The sequence below is a fragment of the Thermomonas sp. genome, assembly GCF_025993755.1.
Lineage (GTDB): Bacteria > Pseudomonadota > Gammaproteobacteria > Xanthomonadales > Xanthomonadaceae > Thermomonas.
The window spans coordinates 1-25,888 of record NZ_JAMQHN010000050.1; the positions used below are offsets into that span (position 1 = coordinate 1).

The 25,888-nt window shown below is 68.5% G+C and carries 24 protein-coding genes and 1 tRNA gene; 12 read left to right on the forward strand and 13 right to left on the reverse strand.

The window, feature by feature from the left end:
* Positions 1-2,043, reverse strand: a 2,043-nt coding sequence (locus Q0X16_RS03675; RefSeq protein ID WP_297830750.1) for a diguanylate cyclase, incomplete at its 3' end; no start/stop codon positions are given.
* A 114-nt stretch (positions 2,044-2,157) separates the two neighbouring features.
* Between Q0X16_RS03675 and Q0X16_RS03680 the strand changes: the two genes are divergently transcribed.
* From Q0X16_RS03680 to Q0X16_RS03690, 3 genes are all read left to right on the forward strand, one after another.
* A complete protein-coding gene (locus Q0X16_RS03680) occupies positions 2,158-2,766 on the forward strand; it encodes an RNA polymerase sigma factor (RefSeq protein ID WP_297830752.1) in 609 nt (202 codons plus the stop codon).
* Positions 2,763-3,791, forward strand: coding sequence for a hypothetical protein (locus tag Q0X16_RS03685; protein WP_297830754.1), 1,029 nt, complete (start codon positions 2,763-2,765; stop codon positions 3,789-3,791). The genes Q0X16_RS03680 and Q0X16_RS03685 overlap by 4 nt, the downstream gene beginning before the upstream one ends.
* A 109-nt stretch (positions 3,792-3,900) precedes the next feature.
* A complete protein-coding gene (locus Q0X16_RS03690; protein WP_297830755.1) occupies positions 3,901-5,691 on the forward strand; it encodes an ABC transporter transmembrane domain-containing protein in 1,791 nt (596 codons plus the stop codon).
* On the opposite strand, the gene Q0X16_RS03695 is transcribed toward Q0X16_RS03690, so the two are convergent.
* The 4 genes from Q0X16_RS03695 to Q0X16_RS03710 form a co-directional block, all read right to left on the reverse strand.
* Positions 5,681-6,499, reverse strand: coding sequence for a 3-hydroxybutyrate dehydrogenase (locus Q0X16_RS03695; RefSeq protein WP_297830757.1), 819 nt, complete (start codon positions 6,497-6,499; stop codon positions 5,681-5,683). The genes Q0X16_RS03690 and Q0X16_RS03695 overlap by 11 nt on opposite strands.
* Positions 6,500-6,533: 34 nt before the next feature.
* Positions 6,534-7,688: a patatin-like phospholipase family protein gene (locus Q0X16_RS03700; RefSeq protein WP_297830759.1), complete on the reverse strand. Its 1,155-nt coding sequence runs from the start codon at positions 7,686-7,688 to the stop codon at positions 6,534-6,536.
* Between the two features lie 71 nt (positions 7,689-7,759).
* The gene (locus Q0X16_RS03705; RefSeq protein WP_297830761.1) at positions 7,760-8,380 is read right to left on the reverse strand and encodes a YdbL family protein; all 621 of its coding nucleotides are present in this window, start codon (positions 8,378-8,380) and stop codon (positions 7,760-7,762) included.
* A gap of 60 nt (positions 8,381-8,440) precedes the next feature.
* Positions 8,441-10,468, reverse strand: a complete 2,028-nt coding sequence (locus Q0X16_RS03710; protein ID WP_297830763.1) for a hypothetical protein — start codon at positions 10,466-10,468, stop codon at positions 8,441-8,443.
* Positions 10,469-10,501: 33 nt separating this feature from the next.
* On the opposite strand from Q0X16_RS03710, the gene Q0X16_RS03715 reads away from it, so the two are divergent.
* The gene (locus tag Q0X16_RS03715; RefSeq protein ID WP_297830764.1) at positions 10,502-11,191 is read left to right on the forward strand and encodes a response regulator; all 690 of its coding nucleotides are present in this window, start codon (positions 10,502-10,504) and stop codon (positions 11,189-11,191) included.
* 48 nt (positions 11,192-11,239) lie between these two features.
* Here the strand turns inward: Q0X16_RS03715 and pgi are convergent, their stop codons facing one another.
* From pgi to pcnB, 6 genes are all read right to left on the reverse strand, one after another.
* Positions 11,240-12,748, reverse strand: a complete 1,509-nt coding sequence (gene pgi, locus Q0X16_RS03720) for a glucose-6-phosphate isomerase (protein WP_297830766.1) — start codon at positions 12,746-12,748, stop codon at positions 11,240-11,242.
* Between the two features lie 2 nt (positions 12,749-12,750).
* The gene (gene panD, locus Q0X16_RS03725; RefSeq protein ID WP_297830768.1) at positions 12,751-13,131 is read right to left on the reverse strand and encodes an aspartate 1-decarboxylase; all 381 of its coding nucleotides are present in this window, start codon (positions 13,129-13,131) and stop codon (positions 12,751-12,753) included.
* An 83-nt stretch (positions 13,132-13,214) separates the two neighbouring features.
* Positions 13,215-14,081, reverse strand: coding sequence for a pantoate--beta-alanine ligase (gene panC, locus Q0X16_RS03730; RefSeq protein ID WP_297830770.1), 867 nt, complete (start codon positions 14,079-14,081; stop codon positions 13,215-13,217).
* Positions 14,082-14,112: 31 nt separating this feature from the next.
* The gene (panB, locus tag Q0X16_RS03735) at positions 14,113-14,928 is read right to left on the reverse strand and encodes a 3-methyl-2-oxobutanoate hydroxymethyltransferase (protein ID WP_297830772.1); all 816 of its coding nucleotides are present in this window, start codon (positions 14,926-14,928) and stop codon (positions 14,113-14,115) included.
* A gap of 53 nt (positions 14,929-14,981) precedes the next feature.
* A complete protein-coding gene (gene folK / locus Q0X16_RS03740; RefSeq protein ID WP_297830774.1) occupies positions 14,982-15,506 on the reverse strand; it encodes a 2-amino-4-hydroxy-6-hydroxymethyldihydropteridine diphosphokinase in 525 nt (174 codons plus the stop codon).
* Entirely contained in the window at positions 15,507-16,856 is a 1,350-nt protein-coding gene (gene pcnB / locus Q0X16_RS03745) for a polynucleotide adenylyltransferase PcnB (protein WP_297830776.1), read from the reverse strand.
* Positions 16,857-17,012: 156 nt separating this feature from the next.
* Here pcnB and Q0X16_RS03750 point away from each other — a divergent pair.
* Together Q0X16_RS03750 and Q0X16_RS03755 are read left to right on the forward strand one after the other, a co-directional pair.
* Positions 17,013-17,088 (forward strand) — tRNA-Glu (locus Q0X16_RS03750).
* 536 nt (positions 17,089-17,624) lie between these two features.
* Complete coding sequence (locus Q0X16_RS03755) at positions 17,625-18,527, forward strand: urea transporter (RefSeq protein ID WP_297830777.1); 903 nt, start codon at positions 17,625-17,627, stop codon at positions 18,525-18,527.
* 252 nt (positions 18,528-18,779) lie between these two features.
* Here the strand turns inward: Q0X16_RS03755 and Q0X16_RS03760 are convergent, their stop codons facing one another.
* Both Q0X16_RS03760 and dapA read right to left on the reverse strand, forming a co-directional pair.
* A complete protein-coding gene (locus Q0X16_RS03760) occupies positions 18,780-19,292 on the reverse strand; it encodes a hypothetical protein (protein WP_297830779.1) in 513 nt (170 codons plus the stop codon).
* Positions 19,293-19,303: 11 nt separating this feature from the next.
* Positions 19,304-20,206, reverse strand: a complete 903-nt coding sequence (gene dapA, locus Q0X16_RS03765) for a 4-hydroxy-tetrahydrodipicolinate synthase (RefSeq protein WP_297830781.1) — start codon at positions 20,204-20,206, stop codon at positions 19,304-19,306.
* 208 nt (positions 20,207-20,414) lie between these two features.
* Here dapA and Q0X16_RS03770 point away from each other — a divergent pair, with 208 nt between their 5' ends.
* The 6 genes from Q0X16_RS03770 to Q0X16_RS03795 all read left to right on the forward strand — a co-directional run bounded on the left by Q0X16_RS03770 (position 20,415) and on the right by Q0X16_RS03795 (position 25,862).
* Positions 20,415-20,975, forward strand: coding sequence for a glycine cleavage system protein R (locus tag Q0X16_RS03770; RefSeq protein ID WP_297830783.1), 561 nt, complete (start codon positions 20,415-20,417; stop codon positions 20,973-20,975).
* 5 nt (positions 20,976-20,980) lie between these two features.
* Positions 20,981-21,451: a peroxiredoxin gene (locus Q0X16_RS03775; RefSeq protein WP_297830785.1), complete on the forward strand. Its 471-nt coding sequence runs from the start codon at positions 20,981-20,983 to the stop codon at positions 21,449-21,451.
* Positions 21,452-21,527: 76 nt separating this feature from the next.
* Entirely contained in the window at positions 21,528-22,928 is a 1,401-nt protein-coding gene (locus Q0X16_RS03780) for a PhoH family protein (protein WP_297830787.1), read from the forward strand.
* Between the two features lie 13 nt (positions 22,929-22,941).
* Positions 22,942-23,820: an alpha/beta fold hydrolase gene (locus Q0X16_RS03785; RefSeq protein ID WP_297830789.1), complete on the forward strand. Its 879-nt coding sequence runs from the start codon at positions 22,942-22,944 to the stop codon at positions 23,818-23,820.
* Positions 23,821-23,898: 78 nt separating this feature from the next.
* Positions 23,899-24,153 carry a helix-turn-helix domain-containing protein gene (locus Q0X16_RS03790; protein ID WP_297830791.1) on the forward strand — a complete coding sequence of 85 codons (255 nt, stop codon included), beginning with the start codon at positions 23,899-23,901 and terminating at the stop codon, positions 24,151-24,153.
* A 5-nt stretch (positions 24,154-24,158) separates the two neighbouring features.
* The gene (locus tag Q0X16_RS03795; protein WP_297830793.1) at positions 24,159-25,862 is read left to right on the forward strand and encodes a SulP family inorganic anion transporter; all 1,704 of its coding nucleotides are present in this window, start codon (positions 24,159-24,161) and stop codon (positions 25,860-25,862) included.
* Positions 25,863-25,888 lie beyond the last annotated feature (26 nt).

Genomic DNA, 25,888 nt, shown 5'->3' on the forward strand with positions numbered 1-25,888 from the left:
CATGGCGGCGTCGGCGTCGCGCAGCATTTCCTCGCCGCTGCGATAGCGCGGGTGCCAGACGGCGATGCCGATGCTGGCGCTCGGAAACAGCTCTCGTCCTGCAACCCAGACCGGCGCCGACAGCGCGGCGAGCACGCGATGCGCCAATTCCTCGGCCTTCCCCGGGTTTTCCAGATGCTCTGCGAGGATGGCGAATTCGTCGCCGCCCAGCCGCGCGACGACGTCGCTGCCGCGGACGCAGCCGACGATTCGCCGTCCGGCTTCGACCAGCAGTTCGTCGCCGACCGCGTGGCCGACGCTGTCGTTGACCAGCTTGAAGCGGTCCAGGTCCATGAACAGCACGGCGAAGCAGGCATTCGGGTCGCGCGACGCGCCGGAAATCGCGCGCCCCAGACGATCCAGCAGCTGCAGCCGGTTGGGCAGCCCGGTCAGCGCGTCGTGCATCGCCTGGTGGATGAGCTTGCGTTCGGCGCGCATGCGCTCGCTGATCTGCTCGACCAGTTCGACGTTGGCCTCGGCCAGTTCGCGGGTGCGCTCGCTGACGCGCTGTTCCAGACCAGCGTGGGCCTGGACCAGGCGATCCTGCGCCTGCTTGCGCTGAAGGCTGCTGCCGATATGCATGGCGACGAAGGTGAGCAGGTCCTGGTCGCCCGGGCTGAACCTGACGTCGTCGGAATAGCTTTGCACCGCAATCACGCCAACCACCTGGTCACCGTGCATCAGCGGCACGCCGAGCCAGTAGGATGCATGGGAGCCGTGGGTGCGCACCTTGCCCTCGGCTTCCAGCGCGTCGATGCGGTGGCGATCCGCCAGCAACGGCTTTCCGGTCTTGAGCACGTATTCGGTCAGGCCATCGGCCAGCTTGCGCGCCGCGCGTCCGGCATCGCGTTCGTCCACCGAATACGGGAATTCCAGCATGCTGCCGTCCTCGGACAGCATGGCGATGTAGAAATTGCGCGCGTACAGCAGGCCGCTGACGATGTCGTGGACCTCGGCGTAGAAGTGGCCGAGGCTTTCGCTGGTCAGCGACAGCTCGGCGATCCGGTACAGGGCGCGCTGGATGTCCTGCACGCGCTTGCGCTCGATGATCTCGGTTTGCAGCTCCTCATTGGCACGCCGCAGCTCCGCCGTGCGCTCGGCCACCCGCTCTTCCAGCTGCTTGCGGCTTTCCCGGCGCTCCAGCGCGGTCAGCACGTGCTGGGCCACGAAGGCGAGCAGGATGCGGTCGTCCTCGCTGTAGACGTCGGCACGCTTGTAGCTCTGGACCACCAGCGCACCGGCCACGCGCTCGTCGCGGCTCATCGGCACGCCGAGCCAGTCGGCGCTGTCCGGGCCGTTGATGGGCATGTCGGGGATGCCGTACATCTCGCGCAGCTTCGCCGACGGTCCGCGCAGGGTTTCGCCGCTGCGCAGCAGTCGCATCGTCAGGGTGTTGCCTTCCTCGGTGACCGGGATTTCCTGCTCCGGATCGTTGACCCAGGGATCCAGCTGGTCCACGAAATACAGGAACCGCATCGTCTGGCGACGGTCGTCGTACAGGACGATGTAGAAATTCTCGGCATACATCAGTTCGCCGATGATCGAATGCACTCGCCGCAGCATCACCTGCAGATCCAGCGCGCTGCCGGCCAGATCGGCGATCTCGAACAGGGCCTGACGCAGCTGCTCCGAGCGTTGCAGGGTTTCGATCCTCTGGGCCGCCAGCACCGCCTGAACGGCCTGATCGACCAGCTGGCGGGCGCTTTCCGGCCAGAATTGCTCGATTCCCTCCGGCCAGGGTTTGGCGTGGCTGGCCACCACGTTCAGGATGATGCCCTCCGGACCCGTCCAGCCCAGCCGCAGCGCCCGGGCGGAAGCCGGCTCGCCGGTGACCCCGATATCACTTCCCGTTCCCAGCATCGGGTGCTGCCAGGACAGCCGCACCCGCGCCCCCGTCGGCAGCGTCGTTATCAGACGATCCGCCACGCCACCCAGCACGCCGCGCCGCTGCCGCATGGCGGCTTCGCCGGAAAACGGTGGCGCAGGATGCGAAGTGGCGTTCATTGTCCGCGACATATTGCCTTCATGCCCGCGGTGGCGCCATCCCCTGACGCCTGCGGTCAACCCCATCCGGCACCTGGATGCGTTCACCGCAGTATGCACCCTGCCATCCACAACGTGGGATTTCCGCATCCCCCCTTCCAGAACGCCAGAACCGCGCTTAGGCTGGTGCCGGTGGAAGTGCCCGAAGACAGCGACGAGGATCTGATGGCGACGTGGGTGGCCGGGGCCGACGGCGCCTTCGAGCAGCTCTACGCACGCTATCGACAACGCCTGTACCGCCATCTGCTGCGGCACCTGCGCGACAACGCGCTGGCCGATGAACTGTTCCAGGACGTCTGGCAGAAGGTCATCAGCGCACGCGCGCAGTGGCGCCCGCAGGGCAGCTTCGCCAGCTGGCTGTTTGCCATCGCCCATCACCGGCTTGGCGACCACTGGCGGCGCAGCGCGCACCGCCCACCGGCGCCGGGCGATGCCGACGAGCGGCTGGCCCAGATCGCCGATCCCGACACCCCCGAACGCGCGCTCTCCGAATTCGAGCGCCGTCGACAGCTGCAGCTCGCGCTGGACGACTTGCCAGGGGAACAGCGCGAAGTGCTGCTGCTGCGGCTCGAACAGGAACTGACGCTGGAGGAAATCGGCGAGATCGTGGGTGCCGGTCGGGAAACCGTCAAATCCCGGCTGCGCTATGGCATGGACAAACTGCGCGCGAGGCTGGCGCCATGAATCGCTTACCGCCCGAACCCCTGGATGCCGAAGAGCGTGCATTGACCGCGCAGCTTCCACGTGTCCGTGGCCGCAGCGAACCGACTCCGGAACTGGACGCGCAGATCCTGGCCGCCGCCCGCGCCGCACAGGCGGGCCCCGTCAGTCCGCGCAAGCCCCGGCGTTGGCAAGTTCCCTTCGCGCTGGCGGCATCGCTCTGCCTCGCTGTCGGCCTGGCCTGGCAGCTACGGCAGACGCCAAGTCGGCATACCCAAATGGACCGCGCTCGCCCCGTCGCCACGGCGCCCGCGACGAGTGCCGCGGCAGAATCCACGCCCGAAGCCGGCCCGATAGCCGCGCCGGCAAGGGATTCCAGCGCAGCGCCTCCGCCCGCGCCGGCAGCGATGCCCGTCGCCCCTGCCCCCGTCATTCAGCCACGTGCCGCCATGGAAGCGGCGCGCCCCTCGCCCGCGGCACCGCCGGACAACCCAGCCGATGCCGCACCCGCGTTGCCGCAGGCGAGGCCTGCGCCCGAATTTGCACCGCCTCCCCCACCGCCGCCCGCGCCGGCGGCAGCGCCCCCCGCCACGATTCATGCCTTCCCCGCCGAGGCGGAAACGGCCGAGGCCTCCCGCAGCGATCGTCGGGCACTGGAGGGCACGGCGCGACAGCGGGCACTGTCGGCGGAATCCGCATCCGGCACCGCCCCCGCATCCAAGGCACTGGCCGCGCCACCGCCACCATCGACCGCACCGGTGCGGCCGGCCGCACCACCACCGGTACCGTCCGCGCAAGCCAGTCGTGCAGCAGCAGGCAGTGGCGCCGCCCACTCCCGGTTCGAAAGTGACGATGTCGAAGACGACCTGCCGCCGGCCACGATGGATTCGCCCGCCGTACGCGAAGCCTGGCTACGGCGAATCGCCGAACTCGCCCACGCGGGGCGGCTGGACGAAGCCCGCGCCAGCCTCAAAGAGTTCCGCCGGCGTTATCCGAACGAGCAGATTCCGGCCATCCTGCACAAACTCGAGCAGGACGCCCAGCGCTGATCCGGATATCGGCTCGCGCCGGAGCAATCGCGCGATGCCGGATTCACAGGTGCGCCATCCGTGGCGTGCGGCAACTCTGGCTTGATCGGCGTTGCCTTAAAATGCGCGGATGAATTCACGAACCCCGGCCTCACCCAGGGCGCCCATCGGCTCGTTGCGCTCGCTGTGGCCGTTCATGCGCCGCCACCTCGGCCTGTTCGTTGCCTGGCTGCTGGCGCTGGTCTGCTCGTCCACCGCCACGCTGAGCCTGCCGATCGCCTTCCGGCAGATGATCGACCAGGGTTTCCGCAGCGGCGACAACGTCGATCGGGTTTTCGTCCTCGTCCTGATCGTGATCGCGTTCCTCGCGCTGGCCACCGCCGCACGCTTCTTCTTCGTCACACTGCTCGGCGAAAAGGTGGTGGCCGACCTGCGTACCGGCCTGTATTCGCATCTACTCGGACTGGATGCGGGCTTCTATGACCGCAACCGCAGTGGCGAACTGGTCTCGCGCCTGACCGCCGACGCCGAACTGTTGCGCAGCGTGATCGCCTCGAGCATGTCGGTGGCGCTTCGCAGCAGCGTGACGGTGGTCGGCTCGCTGGCGATGCTGTTCGTCACCAGCCCCAAGCTCGCGGCCTGGGCGGTGATCGGCATTCCCGCCGCAGTGGCGCCGATCGTGATGGGCGCGCGCCGGATCCAGAAGACCTCGCGCGCCAGCCAGGACCGGATCGCCGACGCCAACGCGCTGGCCACTGAGGCGCTGGGCGCCGTGCGCACGGTGCAGGCCGACGCCCGTGAGGGCTACGAGAGCCGGCGCTACGGCGAGGCCATGGCAACCGCGGTCGCCACCGCACGGCGCCGCATCGGCGCCCAGGCCATCGTCACCGGCGTGGCCATCAGCCTGATCTTCGGGGCCGTCATCGTGGTGCTCTGGTCGGGCGCGCACGACGTCATCAGCGGCAGGATCAGCGCCGGCCTGCTCGGACAGTTCGTGATGTACGCGATGCTCGGCGGCGGGTCGGTCGGCTCGCTGGCCGAAGTCTGGAACGAGTTGCAGAAGGCCGCCGGCGGCATGGGCCGGATCCACGAGCTTCTGGCCGAAACCCCGGCCATCGCCGCGCCCTCCAATCCCAGCCCCCTGCCCTATCCGGTGCGCGGCGAAATTGCTTTCGACCACGTCACCTTCCGCTATCCGCAGCGACCCGACCAGCCTGCGCTGGAGGACTTCAGCCTGCGCGTGCGCCCAGGCGAAACGGTGGCCCTGGTGGGCCCCTCCGGCGCCGGCAAGAGCACCGTGATCTCGATGCTGCTGCGCTTCCACGACCCTGCCGCCGGCGCGATCACGCTGGACGGCATCGACATCCGCCGCTTCGACCCATCCGGGTTGCGCGGCGCCATCGCCCTGGTCGCGCAATCGCCGGTGATCTTCGCCGCCAGCGCCGCCGACAACATCCGCTACGGGCGGCTGGAAGCCAGCGCTGCCGAAGTGCGGGCCGCCGCCGATTCGGCCAAGGCCAGCGAATTCCTCGACGCCCTGCCGGAGGGTTTCGACAGCGAACTGGGCGAACGCGGCACCCGGCTGTCGGGCGGCCAGCAGCAGCGCATCGCGATCGCCCGCGCATTGCTCAAGAACGCCCCGATCCTGCTGCTGGACGAGGCCACCTCGGCGCTCGACGCGCAAAGCGAACGCGCCGTGCAGGAAGCGCTGGAAAACCTGATGCACGGCCGCACCACGCTGGTCGTTGCGCACCGGCTGGCCACCGTGCTCAAGGCCGATCGCATCGTGGTGATGGACCATGGCCGGGTGGTCGCCGAGGGCACCCACGCCGAACTGCTGGCGCAGGGCGGGCTGTATTCGGAGCTGGCGAAGCTGCAGTTCCTCGACGCGACCGCGTCGGCGGAACCCGCTACTGCATGAACCAGCCGTGGCTGACCACCAGCGACTGGCCGGTGAGCGCGTTGCTCGGCCAGGCCGCGAAGGTCAGCGCCGCCTGGGCCACGTCGTCGACGGTGGTGAACTGCGCGTCCACGGTGTCCTTGAGCATCACCGTCCTGATGACGTCCTCTTCGCTGATGCCCAGTTCCTGCGCCTGCTCGGGAATCTGCTTTTCCACCAGCGGCGTGCGCACGAAGCCCGGACAGATGACATTGCTGCGGATGTTGTGCGCGGCGCCTTCCTTGGCAATCACCTTGGCCAATCCTTCCAGCCCGTGCTTGGCGGCGACATAGGGGCTCTTGAGCTTCGACGCCTCCTTCGAATGCACCGACCCCATGAAGATGATGCTGCCGCCGCGGCCGGAGGCGATCATCTGCCGCACCGCCGCGCGCGACGTCAGGAAACCGCCGTCCAGGTGCACGGCAATGAGCTTCTTCCAGTCGGAGAACTTGAAATCCTGAATCGGCGCGACGATCTGGATGCCGGCATTGCTGACCAGGATGTCGATCTGGCCCAACGTCTTTTCCACCTGCGCGAAGCCGGCGTCGACCGCAGCTTCGTCGGTGACGTCCATCGCCACGCCCATCGCGCGCACGCCTTTCTTCGCGATCTCGTCCGCCGTCGCCTGCGCGATGTCCTGTTTGAGGTCGGCGATGACCACGTCGGCGCCGGCGTCCGCATAGACTTCGGCGATGCGCTTGCCCAGTCCGCTGGCGGCGCCGGTGACGAGGGCCAGCTTGCCCTTCAGGCTGAGCTGGTGACTGGCATGGACTTCCGGGTTCTGGCTCATGGGGTTTGTCCTGTGTTGCGGGGGAGGAGGAAGATCAATCGCCGTAGCGGAGTTCAGTCTGCGGCGCCTGGTGGTCGATGACGCAGAAGCCGCCCGCGCACGGCGGCCGGCGGGTGGCGAGCAGCGCCAGCGAGGCCTGCATGTCGCTCATGCCGGCCACCCAGTGCTCCCGCATCGACTGCGCGGAGAATTCGTAATCCTTGTTCTGGGATTCGTAGGGCTTGCGGCGGTGGATGACGTGCACCAGCGTGACGGCGGGCTGCGCGTTTTCCGCCAGCAGGGCCTGCACTTCGGCGCGCGCGCGCTGCCGCTCCGGCAACAGGGCCACCAACGCCTTCAGATCGCGATGGAGCTGGTGGCGCTCGCGCACGAGATCGCTGACCAGCCGGGTGCGGCTGGAGAAACGGATGTCCTTCTCGCGCTCGCCAACGGCATCGAGGCTGTTCGGCACCGATCCGCGTGCGCTGAACAGGTCGATCTGGAAAATCGTCGCACTCCGCGGCGCCAGCGCCGGCAGTTGCTCCATCACCTCCGCCAGCGGAGTGTTCGACACCAGCCCGCCATCCCAGTAGTGGCGGCCATCGATCTCGATCGGCGGAAAGCCCGGCGGCAGCGCACCGCTGGCCATCACGTGCTCGGGCCGGATCCGCAGGTTGCGGTTGTCGAAGTGGATGAGGTTGCCGGTTTCCACGTCCACGGCTTCCACCGAGAAGCGCATCGGCCCGTCGTTGAGGCGGTCGAAATCGACCAGATCCTGCAGGGTCTCGCGCAGCGGCGCGGTGTCGTACACGCTGGCCGGTGGGCGCGGCCACCACTCCCACCACGGGCGCGGGGCGAAGAAGCCCGGCACGCCCAGCAGCATGCCCCAGAGCGCGGCACCGTTGTTCCACCAGGGCCGCACCGAATCGTGCGAATCCATGCCGTGCGGAACCGTGACCGGCAGGCTCACGCGCTCCCAGAACGCGTGCAGCCGCTCGATCCGACGCTCCGGCGGATTGCCGGCGATCAACGCGGCGTTGATTGCGCCAATCGACACCCCGGCCACCCAGTCGATGTGCGCGGTATGCGCCGCCAGCGACTCGAAGGCGCCCGCCTGATAGGCCCCGAGCGCGCCGCCGCCCTGCAGCACCAGGGCGGTGTAAGGACGTTCGCTTTCGGTGCGCCCGGGTTCAGCCGGTTTCCTTGGCATGGGCAGAAATTCGTGAAATCGATCCGCTCAAGCTAGCGCGTCGCACGCTGACAGCGCGTGAACGGAGTCCTTTATTTCTGCTTCCAGGTGCCGCCCGCCTGATACCACCAGCCGGGACGCGCGCTGCTGATCCACTGTTTGGCGAACACGTCGCGAATCTGCGCTTCCCACTCGGGATGGCCGTTGGCCACCGCCACCTCGCGATAGACCGCCTTGCGGTCGCGGTTGTCGTCGGCCACGGCGGCGTTCATCGCCACCCGATCCTTCAGCTGGATTTTCGAGGGGTCGCGCACGACGATCAGGCCGTCGTCGGTGAAGCCCAGCGCGCCGCTGTCGAAACCTGCGCGCAGCGTCTCGTTGAAACGGGTTTCCATACGCGTCTGGATCGCCTGGATGGTCGGCGTCTTGATGGTGATGTCCGGCGCCGACTGCGCCTGCGCGCTGCCGATGCCCAGCAGCATCCACGGATCGATCCGCGCGTTGCCGAAATCGAGGCGGCGCTGCATCGCCATGCCGCCGCCCGCGCGCGCCGGCTCCTCCGTCGGTTTGGCATCCGGCTCGCTGATGACCTTCTCGACGAACTCGCGCGCCGCGTCGCGCGCCTCGGCCGCCGGGAAATAGACGTTGATCGTCACGCAGGCCGTCAGCAGCAGCCCGCTGGCCATCGGAAGCCCCATCCACTTGCGCATCATCTCCACTCCTGTTCAAGACATCCAACCATCCAGGCAACGCCGATCCGATCGACGCGGCCTTCATTCGACGACCGGCTTCACGTCGCCCTTGCCCGCCGCCACCAGCCGTTCCACCAGCGTCGTCCAATCGACGGCGCGATTGAAACCGATCACGTCCAGCCGCGGCAAGCCGCTGCCTTCGACGATAGTAAATGCGTTTCCGCCCTGAGCCGGCGCTGAACCCGACAATCCGCTCATGGTGCAGATCTGGTTTTCCAGCCGGCAACCGATGCCGAGCCGGCGGTAGCCGAAATCCGAGAACAGACCGATCAACTGTCCCTGGAGGCTGGCCATGAACGAGGAATCGCCGACGCTGCCGATGTCCTGCACCGCGCGCTGGCTGATCCGCTGCTTCACGCCAGGCGTCGGATGGCTGGCAAAGCGGGCATCGAACGCCACCGGTTTCCAATCGACCAGGCGCAGGTCCTCGATCGAACCATCCAGCCGGCCGGTGATCGTGCCGAATCCCAGCACTTCGGTCAGTCGCGCCAGATCCAGCCCCTTCAGCGCGATGTCCGCGCTCAGGCTGGGCGCGGTGCCGAACGGGCGTTCCAGCGCCAGCGCCGAGAACCGCACGGTGCCGTCGAACAGGTGCAGGGTGAGGCCACCCTCGAAATCGATGCGGTCGTTGGCATAGTGCGCGCTCGGGATCTCACCGCCGAGCACGCCGGTGAACGCCGGCAGGCCGAGCGCCTTCGAGACCTTCCCGAAATCGATGCCATCCAGCGCCATGCCGAAGCGGATGTCGGCGCCGGCGTTGGCGCGCGCGGGCCGGATCGCCACGTCGCTCAGCTCCAGCGTGCCGCCCTGCATTGGAACACTCCACGTCGAAGACGAGCGCAGCACGCCGTCTCCGCTGCGCAGCGGAATCCGCGCCGCGCCGAACTCCAGCCCGTAGAGTTCGCCCGAATCCCACCGCAATTCGCTGTCCACCGGCGCCTCGGTCGAATAGCGCAATTCTCCGCGCAGGCCGTCGAAACCGAAACGCCCGGCCGGATCGCGCAACCCGGCATCGCGCACGACGGCGGCCACATCGACCAATTCGCCGTTCTCGATGCGGGTCGTCATGTCGACGCTGCCCCGCAGTTCGACCCCCTCCAGACCCAGGATGCCCAGCCAGCCCGACAGATAGCGTGGCCGCAGCGGTCCCAGGTCGCCGCTGTGCGCCTGCAGCACGAGATCCCGCACGCTGCCGTCCGGCGCCACCCGTGCACGGCCGCTGCCGACAAGTACATCGCCATCGCGCCATTCGATCCTCGGCAGCGTCCAGCCGGCTGCGCCCGCGCTGCGTGCCTCGACGTGTAGGCCCACGGGGGACGGCGGCAGCGCGACATAGGTGGAGCCGACCAGGAATTCACCGCCATGCAGCGCGCCATCGGCCGTCACCCGCGTGTCCGGGCCGCCGCTGTAGGCAATCCGGAAATCACCGCCCAGGTGTTCGCCGACGATGCTGCTGTCGGCATTCTGCAAGGCCATCCCGTGGACCTGCAGAGGGCCGGAAACCCGCAGCGGCGCATCCGATGGCGCCTCGATCGCCAGCCGGCCGTCCAGCGTGCCCTCGCCAAATCTCGCGCCCGTCCATGCCTGCGACAGCAGCGCCTGCGCCCAGACCAGCGGCACGCGGGCAAGCACTAGGGTCGTCAGTTCGGGGGTGGCCGAACGCCGCTCCAGCGCCAGCCGCGCCGAGCCTTTGTCCAGGCTCGCGGTCAATGTCTCCGCGTCGAAGCGGATCCCCAGTCGCAGCGGCCCCGCACCCTCGCCACGCAGCGCGCCCTCGCACTGCCAGCCATCGTTCGGCATGCGTCGCAGCGGGCAAGTCCAGTCGAGATCGCGATAGCGGTAGCCCAGCGTCGGCGCATCGACGCGGCCGGCGCGAATCCGCAGCTGGCCGACATCGGAATCATCGGTCCATTCCAGCCGCACTCGCACCTGTTCCAGGGTCGCCACCGGCGTCGTCATCCGCGCAATGCGCGCCTGCGCCACCCGCGCCTGCGCGACGGGCGCCAGCAGCGTGGCCGCAATGCACAGGCATGGGATTGAACGACGCATCCGTGCAGGATACAAAGACCCGGAGGTGCCGCGATGAACGCTTCCACTGCCGCCGCCAAGCCAGGCCTGCTACTGGTCGAGGACGATCCGGTCAGTGCCGCCTTCCTCTCCGAAGGCGCGGCGCTGCTGGATATTGACGTGCAGCGCGCCACCGACGCCGCAAGCGCGCGCCGGGCCAGCCACGCGCGCCGCTTCGACCTGCTGCTGATCGACGCCCACCTGCCGGACGGTCTTGGCGAGGATCTGCTGCGGGCGTTGCGCGCAGCCGGTCAGGACGCCCCCGCGCTGGCGCATACCGCCGAACCGGGCGCGGATCTGCGCAGCCGGCTGCTCACCGCCGGATTTTGCGAGGTGCTGCACAAGCCGCTGCCGGTGGCGGAGCTGCAGGCTGCGCTGCGTCGGCACCTGGGCACAAGAAGCCCCTTCTGGGACGATGCGGCGGCCCTGGCAGCGCTGGGCGGCAGGCCCGAGCAGGTCGCCGCGCTGCGAAGGCTGTTCCTCAATGAACTTCCGACGCAGCGTCTGCGAATTTCGACCGCGGTGGATCGGAGCGATGAGGCTGCGGTCCGTGAGGAACTGCATCGCCTGAGCGCCAGCTGCGGTTTCGTGGGCGCGACGCAATTGGCCGAAGCGGTGCGGCGGTTGCGCGCCGCGCCCATGGACGCCGCCGCGCTGCGGGCCTTGGAGTCGGCCATGGATGGGTTGCAGCGGTCGCCCGGCTGAGCCATCGGGCAGGCTCGCGCGCAGGGTGCGCTTCCACAATGGCCTTCCTTACGGGCGACTGCCGCCCAACTCCTCCAGCAGCGCCCGCGTCACCGGGTCGTCGGCTTCACCCTGCCCTTCGACCGCCGGCAGCAGGCGCTCGGCCAGGGTCTTCCCCAGTTCCACGCCATATTGGTCGAAGGCGTTGATGCCCCACAGCACCGATTGCAGATAGACGCTGTGCTCGTACATCGCCACCAGCATCCCGAGCGACTCGGGCGTGAGCGCATCGAGCAGCAACATCGTGCTCTGCCGGTTGCCGGGATGCCGCAGATGCGGATCGTCGCTGTCTTTTCCGTTCGCCAGCGCCTCCGCCTGCGCCAGCAGATTGGCCAGCTGCGCGGCGTGGTTGGCCACATGCGGATGATCGGCGCGGATCACTCCGATGAAATCGACCGGCACTGCCTGCGTTCCCTGATGCAGCGCCTGGAAGAAACTGTGCTGCGCATCGGACCCCACCCGGCCCCACCACACCGGCACGGTGTCGGCTTCGACCAGCGTGCGATCCAGGCGCACCGACTTGCCGAGGCTCTCCATCACCAGCTGCTGCAGGTGCGCGGGCAACAACCGCAGGCGTTCGTCGTAGGGCAGCACCGCCTGGGTCGCAGCGCCCAGCGCGTTGCGGTTCCACACCGCTGTCAGCGCGTGCCAGACCGGCAGGTTTTCCCGCAGCGGCGCCGAAAGTGTGTGGGCATCCAGCGCGGCGGCGCCCGCGAGCATGCGCTCGAAAGCCTCCATGCCCAGCGCCAGCGCGGCGGAGAAACCCACCGCCGACCACAGCGAATAGCGCCCGCCCACCCAGTCCCACATCGGCAGGCTGCGCTCCGGGGAAATGCCAAATGCCGCCACCCGCTGCGGCGCGGCGCTGACCGCGTAGAGGCGCGCATCGTCGCCGAGCCAATCGCGCACGATGCGCCCGTTGAGCAGGGTTTCGCGGGTGCCGAAACTCTTGGAGACGATCAACGCGGCGCTGCGGCGCGGATCGAGATTCGCAAGCAGACGCTGTGCGGCATGGCCGTCGAGATTGGACAGGAAATGCACCCGGAACCGTGCGCCCGGCTGCGCCAGCGCATCGGCCACCAGGCGCGGGCCGAGGTCGGAGCCGCCGATGCCGATGCTTATGACATCGGTGACGTCGCTGGCGGCCAGCTCCGCGTAAAGATTCCGCATTCGCGCCAGCGCCTGCTGCGCCTGCGCGTGGGCAGCGCGGGTTGCCCCGGTGGCGCCGGAACTGCCGCGCAGGGCGGTGTGGAGGGCGGCGCGGCCTTCGGTCGGGTTGACCGTTTCGCCGCCGCACAGGCGTTGCATCGCGCCGGCCAGATCGGCACGCCGCGCGATCTCGAACAACGCATCGAGCGCGGCACGGTCATAGCACTGGCGGGCGAAGCTGGCGTACAGCGGGCCGACCCGCAGCGCAAAATCTGCGCCCCGCGCGGGGTCACCGGCAACCAGCTGCGACAGCATCGTGCCGGACAGCCGATGTGCATGAACTTCCAGGCCGTCCAGCAGGCCGGCCACGTTCAGGCCGCCTGTTTGGCCGTCGAACGCGTGGTGTGGGTCAGCCGGTTGTCGGCATCGACGTAAACCAGGGTCGGCTTGAAGCGCGCCGCCTCGGCCTCGTCGCACTGGCCGTAGGCGCAGATGATGATCAGGTCGCCCACCTGCGCCTTGTGCGCCGCCGCGCCGTTGATCGAGATCACGCCGCTGCCCTCGTCGGCGCGGATCGCGTAGGTGGAAAAGCGCTCACCGCTGGTGACGTCGTAGATGTCGATGCGCTCGTATTCGCGGATGCCGGCGATGTCCAGCAGCCGTCCGTCGATCGCGCAGGAGCCTTCGTAATGCAGCTCGGCATGGGTGACGGTGGCGCGGTGGATCTTGCACTTGAGCAGGGTCAGCAACATGGTTCGTTCCGAAAACGGCGCTTGCGCCCAAAAGTTGAAGTATAGAACGGCCTTTGCGCACTGCAACAAAGCACCGGATTCCGTCATCCAGACAAAGCGGAATCGAATTCCAGATTGTCGATCAGCCGCGTCTTGCCAAGCCGCGCGGCGATCAGGGCAACGCGCGGGCCGGGCAGTTCGCCGACGGGCTCGCACAGGTCCGCGGTGCGGATGACGGCATAGTCGGGCACGAAGCCGGCCTCGCGAAGGGCGGCGTTCGCCTCGGCCTCGACCTGCGCCCGTACCGCACCTTCCTGCGTCATCACGCGCATCCGCAGCAGGACGCGGTGCAACTCCGGCGCCCGCGCGCGGTCTTCGGGCGACAGGTAGCGGTTGCGGGAACTCATCGCCAGCCCGTCGCTTTCGCGCACGATGTCGCCGGCCACCAGTTCGACCGGAAACGCCAGATCCTCGACCATCCGCCGCACCACCAGCCATTGCTGGTAGTCCTTGCGTCCGAACGCCGCCACGTCAGGCCGCACCTGGTGGAACAGCCGCGCCACCACGGTGCACACGCCATCGAAATGGCCGGGGCGATGCGCGCCTTCCAGTACATCGCTCACCGCCGGCACGTGCATCCGCACCGCCGCGTCCGGCCCGAACGGATACATCGTGGCCACGTCCGGCAACCACAGCGTATCGCAGCCGGCAGCCGCAAGACCCGCCGCATCGTCCTCGGGCGTGCGCGGATAGCGGGTGAAATCCTCGTTCGGCCCGAACTGGGTGGGATTGACGAACACGCTGGCCACCACGCGATCGGCATGCCGGCGGGCCAGCGCGACCAGCGAATGGTGGCCGGCGTGCAGGTTGCCCATGGTCGGCACGAAACCGACCCGCAGGCCGTCGCGCTTCCAGCCGGCGACGGTGGCGCGCAGTCGATCGAGTTCGGTGAGGGTTTGAATCGCGGTCATGTATTGCTTGCCTTCCCTTGAAGGGGAAGGCTCAAAGGTAGGAATGCGTTTCGTCGGGGAAACTGCCGTCGCGCACCGCCTCGGCGTAGGCCCGGATCGCGCCGGCGATCGAGCCGCCTTCGGCGAGGAAATCCTTGACGAATTTCGGCTTGCGGTGGCCGGTGTCGATCCCGAGCAGGTCATGCAGCACCAGCACCTGGCCATCGCACCCGCCTCCGGCGCCGATGCCGATGGTCGGGATCGGACTGGCGGCGGTGATGTCCGCGGCCAGTGCGGCCGGCACGCCTTCCAGCACCAGCAGCGACGCGCCCGCCTCGGCGACCTCCAGCGCGGCGGCGCGCAGGCGCTCGGCCGCCGACTGCTCGCGCCCCTGCACCTTGAAGCCGCCCATGCGCAGCACCGACTGCGGGGTCAGGCCGAGGTGGGAGCAGACCGGAATCTCGCGCTCGACCAGGAACCGGATGATGTCCAGCTTGTGCCCGGCGCCTTCGAGCTTGACCATCGCCGCGCCGGCCTGGATGAAGCGCAGCGCCGCTGCGTGGGCCTGTTCGGGCGTCGGGTCCGAGCCGAACGGAAAGTCGGCGATCTTCAGCGCCCGCCGCGCGCCGCGCGCCACGGCCGCGGTGTGATAGGCGATGTCCTCGACCCGCACTGGCAGGGTGGAGTCGTGGCCCTGCACCACCATGCCCAGCGAATCGCCGATCAGGAGGATGTCGATGCCAGCATCGTCGAGGACGCGCGCGAAGCTGGCGTCGTAGCAGGTCAGCATCACCAGCTTGCGGCCTTCGCTCCGCGCTTGCGCCAGCTGCGGCACGCTGACCGCCTTGGTTTCGGCATGGACGCTCATCACGACTCCGGCTCGGGGAAGCCCTGATTATCCTTCATCGTGCGGCAAGGACTTCACTCGACGTCGATGTCGATGAAATCCGCCGCCAACGGCGCGATTCCGCCCACGTCCACGTGGCGCAGCGCCTCGCCCACGCTCCCATGGCCGGGAAACTCGGCATCCGCCGCGATCTCGGCCAGCGGTACCAGCGCGAAGGCGCGCTCGTGCAGGTAGGGATGCGGCACGCGCAGGCCGGGCCGGTTGATCCTTTGGTTGCCGTACAGCAGCAGATCGAGATCCAGCGTGCGCGGCCCCCACTTGAGCGACGCCGTGCTGCGCTGGCGGCCGGCGCGGCGCTCGATCGCCAGCAGTTCCCGCAGCAACGCTTCGGGCGTGAGCCGGGTTTCCAGCAGGACCGCCGCATTGATGAAATCGGGCTGGGACACGCCGCCCCAGGCCGGGGTGCGGTACAGGCGCGAAGCCGCCAGCACGCGGCTTTCGGGCAATTCGCCCATGGCCGCGATGGCCGCACGCACCGCCTCGGCCGGACGGCCGATGTTGGCTCCCAATCCGATGCAGGCACGGATCGACGGTTGCATTCAGGAGTCTCCGTCCGAGGGCGCCCCTGGCGCAGAGGCATCGCTCCGATCCGGGCTGGACGACGCTTTCGGAGCGCACCTGCCGCTTTGCGCCTCGGTTGCCGATGCGGCCTCCGGGTCCTTCTGCGCCTGGCGCCAGAACGCGACATCGTTCGCGTGTGCGTTCGAGGCCGCCAGCCGCAGTTCGAGAAAATCGAACGCGGCGCGGAAACGCGGATGCGAGAGCATCCGGTGCACGCGCTTGCGCTGGCGCAGCGCAAACCGCGGCTGCAGCAGCCAGATTTCCTGCATCGGCAGCGAGAACCGGCGCGGCAAGGCCGTGCGCGTCACCTGCCGCAGCGTCACGCGATCGGCCGCCCGCCGCTGCGCTTCGGCGGCATGCACACCCTGCGCCTGCAGCTGCGCCAGCGCGTGGCAATAGGCCGGCCACAGCAGGACCGCGAACAGGAAGGCCGGCGACACCGGCTCGCCGGCCGCCAGCCGCGCATCGGTATTGCGCAAACCCTGCAGCAGCATCTTGCGCAGCGCGCCGGACTTGTTCGAGGCCAGCGCCTGCGCGGTGTCCGGCAGCAGCACCGACAGCAGGCCGAAGCGCTCCAGGTGCTCGAAGCTGGCGACGGCATGGCCGGCGAGGAACAGCTTCATGGTTTCCTCGAACAGCCGCGACGGCGAGGAATCCTTCAACAGCGGCGCCAGCCTGGGGATCGGTTCTGCGGTGGCCGCTTCCACCGTGAAGCCGAGCTTCGCGGCCAGGCGCGATGCGCGCAGCATCCGCACCGGATCCTCGCGATAGCGCGCTTCCGGCTCGCCAATCAGGCGCAGCGTGCGCGCCTGCACGTCGGCAAAGCCGCCGACGTAGTCGTGCACGCTGAAATCGGCGATCGAGTAATACAGGGCGTTGGCGGTGAAGTCGCGGCGGATCGCGTCTTCCTCGATGCTGCCGTAGACGTTGTCGCGCACCAGCCGCCCGCTTTCCAGCACCTCGCGACCTTCCTCGCCGTCGTCATCCCCGCCGTTGGCGCGGAAGGTGGCCACCTCGATGATCTCGCGACCGAAGACGACGTGGGCCAACCGGAACCGCCGCCCAATCAGGCGACAGTTCCGGAAGATCGACTTGACCTGCTCCGGCGTGGCGTCGGTCGCGACGTCGAAATCCTTGGGCATGCGCCCGATCAGAAGATCGCGCACGGCACCGCCGACCAGATACGCCGAAAAACCCGACTCGCGCAGGTGGTAGAGCACCTTCAGCGCGTTGCGGCTCATCTGCTTGCGCGACACGCCGTGCACGTCGCGCGGGATCAGGTGCAACGCTGGTGCCGCGGGGTCGGGTTGGCGATCGGAATCGGTCATGCGCAGAGGCAGCGGGAAGGACGCGCGGCGCCGCATACGGCGGGCCATCGTGCGCATGGTAGCAAGGACCATCGCTTCGCCAACGAAGGATGCGCGCTGAGGCCGGCTCGGCTACAATGCCCGGCCCGGCAGCCAAAGCCTGCCGACCGGTTCCAAGCTCCCTTCGTCTAGAGGCCCAGGACGTGGCCCTCTCAAGGCTAAAACACGGGTTCGAATCCCGTAGGGAGCGCCAACCCGAAACCCGCGCCCTGCGCGGGTTTCTTTTTTCGTTCTTCATCCCGATTGAGGAAGATTCACACTGTCCCTCTGGTGGACTTGCCGTGGTGCATCCACGCCCCGGGGCGGTCTGCGAATGCAGGAGCTTGCACGTCGCCGCTCGAAGACGGCCGGGGACACAGTCCCTTGGGTGCGAATGTCCCCCGGCGCCGGCCGTTGGTCGTCGCCTCCTCCTTGATTTCGCACCCAAGGGCCTGTGTCCGCGGCTTCGTGATGTGTGAAGAGGCGAAAAGCGGCCCCTGATGTTTTCTGCCCTGTGTTTGACGCGCGAATGACTCGCCGCCCCGGAGGGGTTGGCTGCCCTGTGTGGTGAAATCAAGGAGGAGGCCTCCGCGCAGGCGGAGGCCGGGGGACATTGGCCGCGCAGGGCAGCCACCCCCTCCGGAGCCCGACAACTCGCACCGCAGCAATAACGCACTCCACCGAGCACGCACCCAATCCCCTCAGTTGCGAGGAGAATGTTTCTTTTTCCCACCGATGGCGTGCGTTGACGTGAATCCCGCGCTCCTGCCCACCCTGCCCCGCAGCGTCCTGCGCGGCATCGGCCAGATCTTCCTGCAGCGCAGCGCAGGGTGCGGTCTGGCCGTGCTCGCCGCGATGGCGCTCCAGGCTCCGCAGCTTGCGCTGGCCTGTGCGCTCGGCGCGCTGGTGGCGACTCTCGCGGGGCGCCGGCTCCATGAGGCGCAGGCACTGGACGACGGCCTGTTCGGCTTCAACGGCGCTCTGGCCGGACTCGGCGTGCTCATCGTGCTGGCACCGGGCCCGCTGGCGTGGGCGCTGGTGGTCGCTGCCAGCCTGCTGGCCACCGCGTTGTTGCTGTTCCTGCGCCGGCGCCTGCCGGTGTCGCCCTACACGGCGCCGTTCGTGCTGGTGACCTGGGGCGTGATGGCGCTGGCCACAGTCGCGCCGCTGGCACCGGCAACCCCGATCGTCAGCGTCGATGTCGGCTGGAGCGAGGTGGCCAACGGCATCCTGCGCGGGATCGGTCAGGTGGTGTTCCTCGATCACCCAATGGCCGGCGCGCTGTGTCTGCTCGGCCTGCTGCTGGCCGGTCCGCGGGTGGCGGTGACCGCCCTGATTGCCGCCACGGCCGGTCTGGCGTTGGCGCGGGCGCTGGGATTCCCGGACGCGCCCGCCGCGCTGGGCCTGTACGGTTACAACGCGGTGTTGACCGTGATCGCCCTGCTGCCGCGGATCCAGGTCAAAGGCCAGCGCTGGATCGTGGTCGCCGCAGCGGTGCTGACCGTGCTGCTGGTGCGCGGCGTCCAACTGCTGGGGCTGCCGGCGCTGACCGCGCCGTTCGTGCTTGCGACCTGGCTGCTGCTGCGGGTTTCCCGAGCACCGGCGGATGCTCCCGCCAGCGTTTCGACGACGCCATCCCCCGCGTCCGACTAGACTCGGACTGCGACCCTCACACGACAGCCGCCATGCCCTTCGTGGTCACATCGAACGTCATCGTCTGCAAGGATCTCGAAAGCAACGGGGCGGCTTCGGAAAATTTCGACCGCCATGCCGCGGCACAGCGCGCCGCCGAAGCCGCCCCACGGCTCCCGGAACACCTCCGGCAACCCGGCGACGGTTCACGACGGGCAACGAAAAAGCCGGACGCCGACGGTTCGGCATCCGGCTGAGAAAGCCGCCCCGGGTTTACTGCCCGCCCAGCGCGGTCTTGAGGGTGCCGATCAGCTTGCGGGCGGCCTCACCGGTGGGCGGCAGGCCGCGCGGATCGACCGCCGACACCCAGGTGCCGCTGCCGGCGCGCGAAACGCGGACGAGGAACTTGCTGTCCATGTAGTCGACGTCGTAGGTGCCGAGGATCTCGGCCTTGCTGGCGATGCGGACGCCGGGAACCGTCGCCAGCGCATCCCCCACCTTGGCGAAAGCGGTATCGCGATCGACGGCAAGGTTGAATCCGAGGGGCGCCGCCGCAGTCGTGGCGGTGCTGGCGGCCGCGGTGGCCGAGGGCGTCGCCGGCAAGTTCATGGCCCGGTCCGCGGCTGGCCGATCGAGATCCGGCGGAATTTCGAGCGGGCGGCTTTCCGCAGCCTGCAGATAGGCATCATTGGTCTTGCTGAACCAGTGGCAGCCGGACAGGCTCACCATCAGGAAAACCGTGGCGAGCGGTGCAAGGGTACGGGTCTTGCGGGCGGTACGGTGCATGGTGTCTCCTGTCAGGCCGCGGCGGCGCGGTGGCGTTGTTCAAGCTCGGAAATGGCCGCATGCAGGCGCTCGGCCAGCGCGGAATGTGCAGATGATAGCGGTTGCAGCGGCAGACGCAGGCCCTGGCCGATCCCGTCCAGCGCCAGCAGCGCCTTGATCGGAATGGGATTGGGCTCGATCGAGAGGAAACGGAACAGCTCATCCAGCTCCGCGTTCAGCGCCTCGGCCGCATCGGTGTCGCGCGCGCGGGCCAGGTCGCACAACCTGCGCATGCTGCGCGGCACGACGTTGGACGCCACCGACACCAGGCCATCGGCGCCCATCCGCATCGACCGCGCGGCGCTGGGATCGTCGCCGCTGAGGACCGAAAAACCCTCGCTGCGGTAGGCCAGCAGCGCCTGCATGCGCTCCGCTTCCGGGCGCGCTTCCTTCACGCCGATGATCCCCGGATGCGCCGCCAGCGCGCCGCTGGTCTCGGGCAGCATGTCGCAGCCGGTGCGGCCGGGGACGTTGTAAAGCACGACCGGCAGGCCGCCCTCCTCCGCCACTGCGCGAAAATGCGCCAGCAGTCCAGCCTGGGTGGGACGCACGTAGGGCGGCGTCACCACCAGTGCGGCATCGGCGCCCAGCGCGGCCACGCGGCGATTGCAGCGGATGGTCTTGGCGGTGTTGGATTGCCCGGTGCCGGCCAGCACCGGCACCCGGCCGCGGCAGGTGGCCACCGCGATCCGCAGCAGCTGGTCGTACTCCTCGTCGACCAGAGCCGCCGCCTCGCCGGTCGAACCGGCCACGACCATGGCCTGCGTGCCCGCATCCAGCTGCGCCTGCAGCAGTCGCTGCCATGCCGGGATGTCGATTTCGCCGGTCGCCGTGAAGGGCGTCGCCAGCGCGGTGATGCTTCCGGAAAGTCGCAAGTGAAGTGGCCTGGATCGGGCGCGGCGTGGAACGCCACGCGCATGGGGGATGTGGGAGCAATGCGCTTGTCGGCAAATCTTAGCGGAGCGCGGCGCGAAGCGAAACCGGCGCCAGACGGTACACCGGCGGCGGCAAACCGGCGGCCAGTGCGTGTATGCTGCGCCACATGCCGCCCCGTCCGCGGCCCCTTCGTTCTGGAACTACGCTTTGAGCAAGACCGCCGCCCGGCCCGCGCCAACCGAAAACCACCTGCTGATCAACGCGTACACCACGCACCCGCAGTCGCCGCTGCTCCCCGTCACCCGCAGGATCGCCGACTCCGGCTGCAATCTGGTCGATACCCGGCTGGCGACCGTCGGCCGCGACGTTTCGGTGACGGCGCTGGTATCGGGCTCCTGGGACGCGATCGCCAAACTCGAGACCATGCTGACCAAGCTGGAACGCGAGGAAGGCCTGAAGCTGGTCTGGTACCGCACCGGCCCCAAGCCGCTGCAGTCGAGCCTGCTGCCCTACGTGGTCGAGGTGATCGCCGCCGACAAGCCGGGCATCCTGTTCCAGCTCGCCGATTTCTTCGACCAGCAGGGCATCACCATCGAAAGCCTGCACTGCGCCCGCTACCGCGCGATGCAGACCGGCGCCGACATGTTCTCGGCCCAGCTCACTGTCGGCATCCCGGCCGACATGCACATCGCCACCTTGCGCGACGACTTCCTCGAGTTCTGCGACCACCTCAACCTCGACGCGATCATGGATCCGATGAAGTACTGATCCCGATGACCGAATCCGGAGACCGCGTTCCCGACCTGCCGCTGCAGCTCGCCAGCGGCGGGAACGCCACGCTCGGCGACTACGCCGGAAAATGGCTGGTGATGTACTTCTACCCGAAGGACGCCACGCCCGGCTGCACCACCGAAGGGCTCGACTTCAACGCCCTGCTGCCGAAGTTCAGGCGCGCCGGCGCGGTGGTGCTGGGCGTGTCGAAGGATTCGCTGAAGTCGCACCGCAGCTTCTGCGAAAAGCAGGGCTTCAAGTTCGACCTCGTCAGCGATGGCGAGGGCGCCCTGTGCGACGCCTTCGGCGTGATCCAACCCAGGAAACTCTACGGCCGTGAATTCCTCGGCATCGTCCGCAGCACCTTCCTGATCGACCCGGCCGGCGCGGTGCGCCGGAAATGGCAGCCGGTGAAGGTGTCCGGCCACGCACAGGCGGTGCTCGAGGCGCTCAAGGCGGAGCAGTCCGAATGACTGCCGCCCGTGCCACGCCCGCCCAGGCCCGGGCCTCCGGTTCCTTACAACCCCTTCATCCACCGGGATCTTCCGCATGACGCACGGCAAACGCATCTACGTTCTCGACACCAACGTCCTGATGCATGATCCGACCGCGCTGTTCAAATTCGAGGAACACGACGTCTACCTGCCGATGCAGGTGATGGAAGAGCTGGACAACGGCAAGAAGGGCACGTCCGAGGCCAGCCGCAACGCCCGTCAGGTCAGCCGCTTCCTCAACGAACTGATCGAAGCCGCCGGCAACATCGACATCCACGCCGGCATCCCGCTGCTGCGCCCGCAGGGGCTGCGCCTGCGCGGCGAGGAAAGCGCCGGCCTGCTGCGCTTCCAGACCTCGGACTTCGACGCCGGCAAGCGCTTCGGCACGGTGATCCCGGACAACAACATCCTCGGCGCGATCCTCGTCCTGAAAGAATCCGATCCCGGCGCGCCGGTGGTGTTCGTCTCCAAGGACATCAACTTGCGGATCAAGGCCTCGATCGCCGGAATCGTCAGCGAGGACTACGAGAACGACCGCGCGCTGGACGACTTCAACCTGCTGTTCACCGGCGCCACCCAGCTTCCGGCGGATTTCTGGGAGCGCCACGGCAAGGACCTGCGCTCGTGGACCGAGAAAGGCCGCACCTGCTACGAAATCCTCCGATCCGGCGACGAAGACTGGTTTCCGAACCAGTTCGCGTTCCTTCCGGGCGACGAACAGTCCGAACTGAAGGTCGTCAAGCTCGACGGCGACAAGGTGACGCTGCAGATCGTCGACGATTACCGCCACAGCCAGCATTCGGTCTGGGGCATCACCGCCCGCAACCGCGAGCAGAACTTCGCGCTCAACGCCTTGATGGACCCGGAGATCGACTTCGTCACCCTGCTGGGCACCGCCGGCACCGGCAAGACCCTGCTGACGCTCGCCGCGGGTCTGGCGCAGACAATGGACGTGCAGCGCTATCGCGAGATCGTGATGACCCGCGCCACGGTCAGCGTGGGCGAGGACATCGGCTTCCTGCCCGGCACCGAGGAGGAAAAGATGACGCCCTGGATGGGCGCGCTGACCGACAACCTCGAAGTGCTGACCCACAATCAGGAAGGCGGCAGCTGGGGCCGCGCCGCGACCAACGACCTGCTGGCGTCGCGGATCAAGATCCGCTCGATGAACTTCATGCGCGGACGCACCTTCCTGTCGCGCTACCTGATCCTCGACGAGGCGCAGAACCTCACGCCCAAGCAGATGAAGACCCTGATCACCCGCGCCGGCCCGGGCACCAAGATCGTGTGTCTCGGCAACGTGCAGCAGATCGACACGCCCTACCTGACCGAAACCACCTCGGGCCTGACCTACGCCGTGGACCGCTTCAAGAACTGGCAGCACAGCGCGCACGTGACGCTGCGCCGCGGCGAGCGCTCGCGACTGGCCGACTTCGCCTCCGAGGCGCTGCTGTAGCGCGACCATGCGCGTGGTCGAACTTCCGGTCGCAACCCGCGACGGTCACCGCTTCACGCTGGAAGCGATCCTGCCGGAGAACGCACGTGCGCGCCTGCTCTGGCTGCCCGCGCTGGGCGTGTCCGCGCGTCACTACCGCCCAATTGCCGAAGCGCTCGCAAAGCACGACGTAGCCGTCTTCCTGCACGAATGGCGTGGCCACGGCAGCAGCAGTCTGCGCGCCGGTCGCGGCTGCGACTGGGGCTATCGCGAACTGCTGCTGGACATCGAGACCAGCGAGGCCGCCGCCGCCGCGCAGGCCCCCGAGGTCCGCCGCTTGATCGGCGGCCACAGCCTCGGCGGCCAGTTGGCGGCCTGTCGCTTGAGACTCGATCCTGCCGCGGCCGACGCGTTGTGGCTGGTCGCCAGCGGCGCCCCGTACTGGCGCGCATTCCCGTACCCGACCCGCTGCTGGCTGCCGCTGGCCTACCGCTTCCTGCCGTGGCTGGCGCGCCGGGTCGGCCACCTGCCCGGCCGCCGCATCGGCTTCGGCGGCAGCGAGGCCGCAGGCGTGATGACCGACTGGGGCCGCAGCGCGCTGTCCGGCCTCTATGCGCCCGCCGGCGTGACGGCCGATCTGGAAGCCGGCATGACGTGTTTCGCGGGCGAGGTCCGCGGCCTGGCGCTGCGCGACGATTGGCTGGGGCCGATGTCCTCGCTGCTGTATCTGACGTCCAAGCTGGCGCACGCGCGGGTCGCATTGGACACGCTCGATGCCGGTATGCTCGGCACCGTGGCCGACCACTACGGCTGGATGCTTCAGCCTGAGATTGTGGCGCAGGCCCTGTCAGCCCCCGTCGATCGTGAATACTCCGAGGAACCTGCGTCCAGTTCCGTTGAGGCAGGGAAATGACATCGGTAATGATGTCATACGCATCATGTTAGATGCCTGATGATTGCATCGAACGCTGTCGCATGCTGCAATTTCCGCATGATTTCCGCCGCCCAACTGCGCGCCGCGCGCGCCCTGCTCGGCATCGACCAGCGCACCCTGGCCGCCCTGTCCGGCGTGTCCCTGCCCACCATCCAGCGCATGGAAGCCAGCCACGATGAGCATGTGCGTGGTGTCGTTTCGACGCTGACCAAGGTCGTGGCGGCGCTGGATGCGGCCGGCATCGAGTTGATCGGGAACGACCAACCCAGCCGTGGCAATGGCCGCGGCGTGCGCCTCAAGACTTCCGGATGAACCCGATGCCGTCACCGTCCACAAGCGAACCGGCCTGGCGTCAGTTCGAGCCGAAGTTGTTGACCGTGCTGCGCGAGGGCTATTCGCAGCGCGCTTTCCGCAACGACGCCATCGCCGGGCTGACGGTGGCGGTGGTCGCGCTGCCGCTGGCCATGGCGCTGGCGATCGCCAGCGGGGCGCCGCCGGAGAAGGGGCTGCACACCGCGATCATCGCCGGCTTCCTGATTTCGGCGCTGGGCGGGTCGCGGGTCCAGATCGGCGGGCCGACCGCAGCCTTCATCCCGGTGGTGTTTTCGGTCATCCAACACCAGGGCTACGGCGGGCTGATCCTGTGCACCCTGCTCGCCGGCCTGATGCTGATCGCCGCCGGGCTGCTGCGGCTGGGCGCGCTGATGAAATTCATGCCGCAGCCGGTCATCACCGGCTTCACCGCCGGCATTGCGGTCAGCATCTTCTCCAGCCAGATCAAGGACGCGCTGGGGCTGCGGATGGGCACGGTGCCTGGCGATTTCCTGCTGCGCTGGCAGGCGTACCTGGCGCATCTGTCCAGCACGCAACCGGCCACGGTCGCGCTGACCGTGCTCGGGGTGGCGCTGATCGTGGCCTTGCGCCGCTGGCGGCCGAACTGGCCGGGCTTTCTGATCGCGCTGCTGGCCTGCACTCTGGCTGCGCTGGCGCTGGCGCTGCCGGTGGACACCATCGGCAGCCGCTTCGGCGACCTTCCCGCCGCGCTTCCCGAATTCTCGATCCCGTCCATCCCGCTGGAACGCACCCGCGAGTTGCTGCCCAGCGCGTTCACGATCGCCTTCCTGGCCGGGGTGGAGTCGCTGCTGTCGGCGGTGGTCGCCGACGGCATGACCGGTCGCCGCCACCGTTCCAACGCGGAGTTGATCGCGCAGGGCGCCGCCAACGTCGGCTCCGCGCTGTTCGGCGGCCTGCCCGCCACCGGCGCGATCGCCCGCACCGCCACCAACATCCGCGCCGGCGGCACCACGCCCATGGCGGGCATCCTGCACGCGGCGTTCATCCTGATTTTCATGCTGCTGCTGGCGCCGGTGCTGCGCTACATCCCGCTGGCCGGGCTGGCGGCGATCCTGCTGATCGTGGCCTGGAACATCAGCGAGATCGAGACCTTCCGGCGCACCCTGTCGGCGCCGAAGGGCGATCGCCTGGTGTTGCTGCTGACCTTCGGGCTGACCGTCACCTTCGACCTGACGGTGGCGATCGAGGTCGGCCTCGTGGTCGCGGCCTTCGTCTTCATGTTCCGCATGTCCGAGACCCTGGAGGTGACCTCGGGCATCCAGCTGATCGGCGAGAACGGCGGCGAGAATCCGGACGACGCGCGCCAGCGCCTGCGGCTGCCGCCGGGGGTCGAGGCGTTCCAGATCAACGGGCCGCTGTTCTTCGGCACCTCGGGCCGGCTGGACGACCTGCTCAACCGGATGGCCGCGCAGCCGCGCGTCTTCATCCTGCGCATGCGGCTGGTGCCGATGATCGACGCCAGCGGCGCGCACGCGCTCAAGGGCCTGATCGAGCGCTGCCAGCGGCGCGACATCGCGCTGATCCTGTCGGGGCTGCAGCCGCAGCCGCGCCGGGTGCTGCGGCAGATGGGGCTGGGGGTGCTGCAGACCCGGGTGAACCTGGTCGACGACTTCGACGCCGCGCTGGCCTGCGCGCAGGTCCTGCTCGACGAGCCCGGCAAGGCCTGACAGCAGCGGGAGGCCGCGCCGGAGTC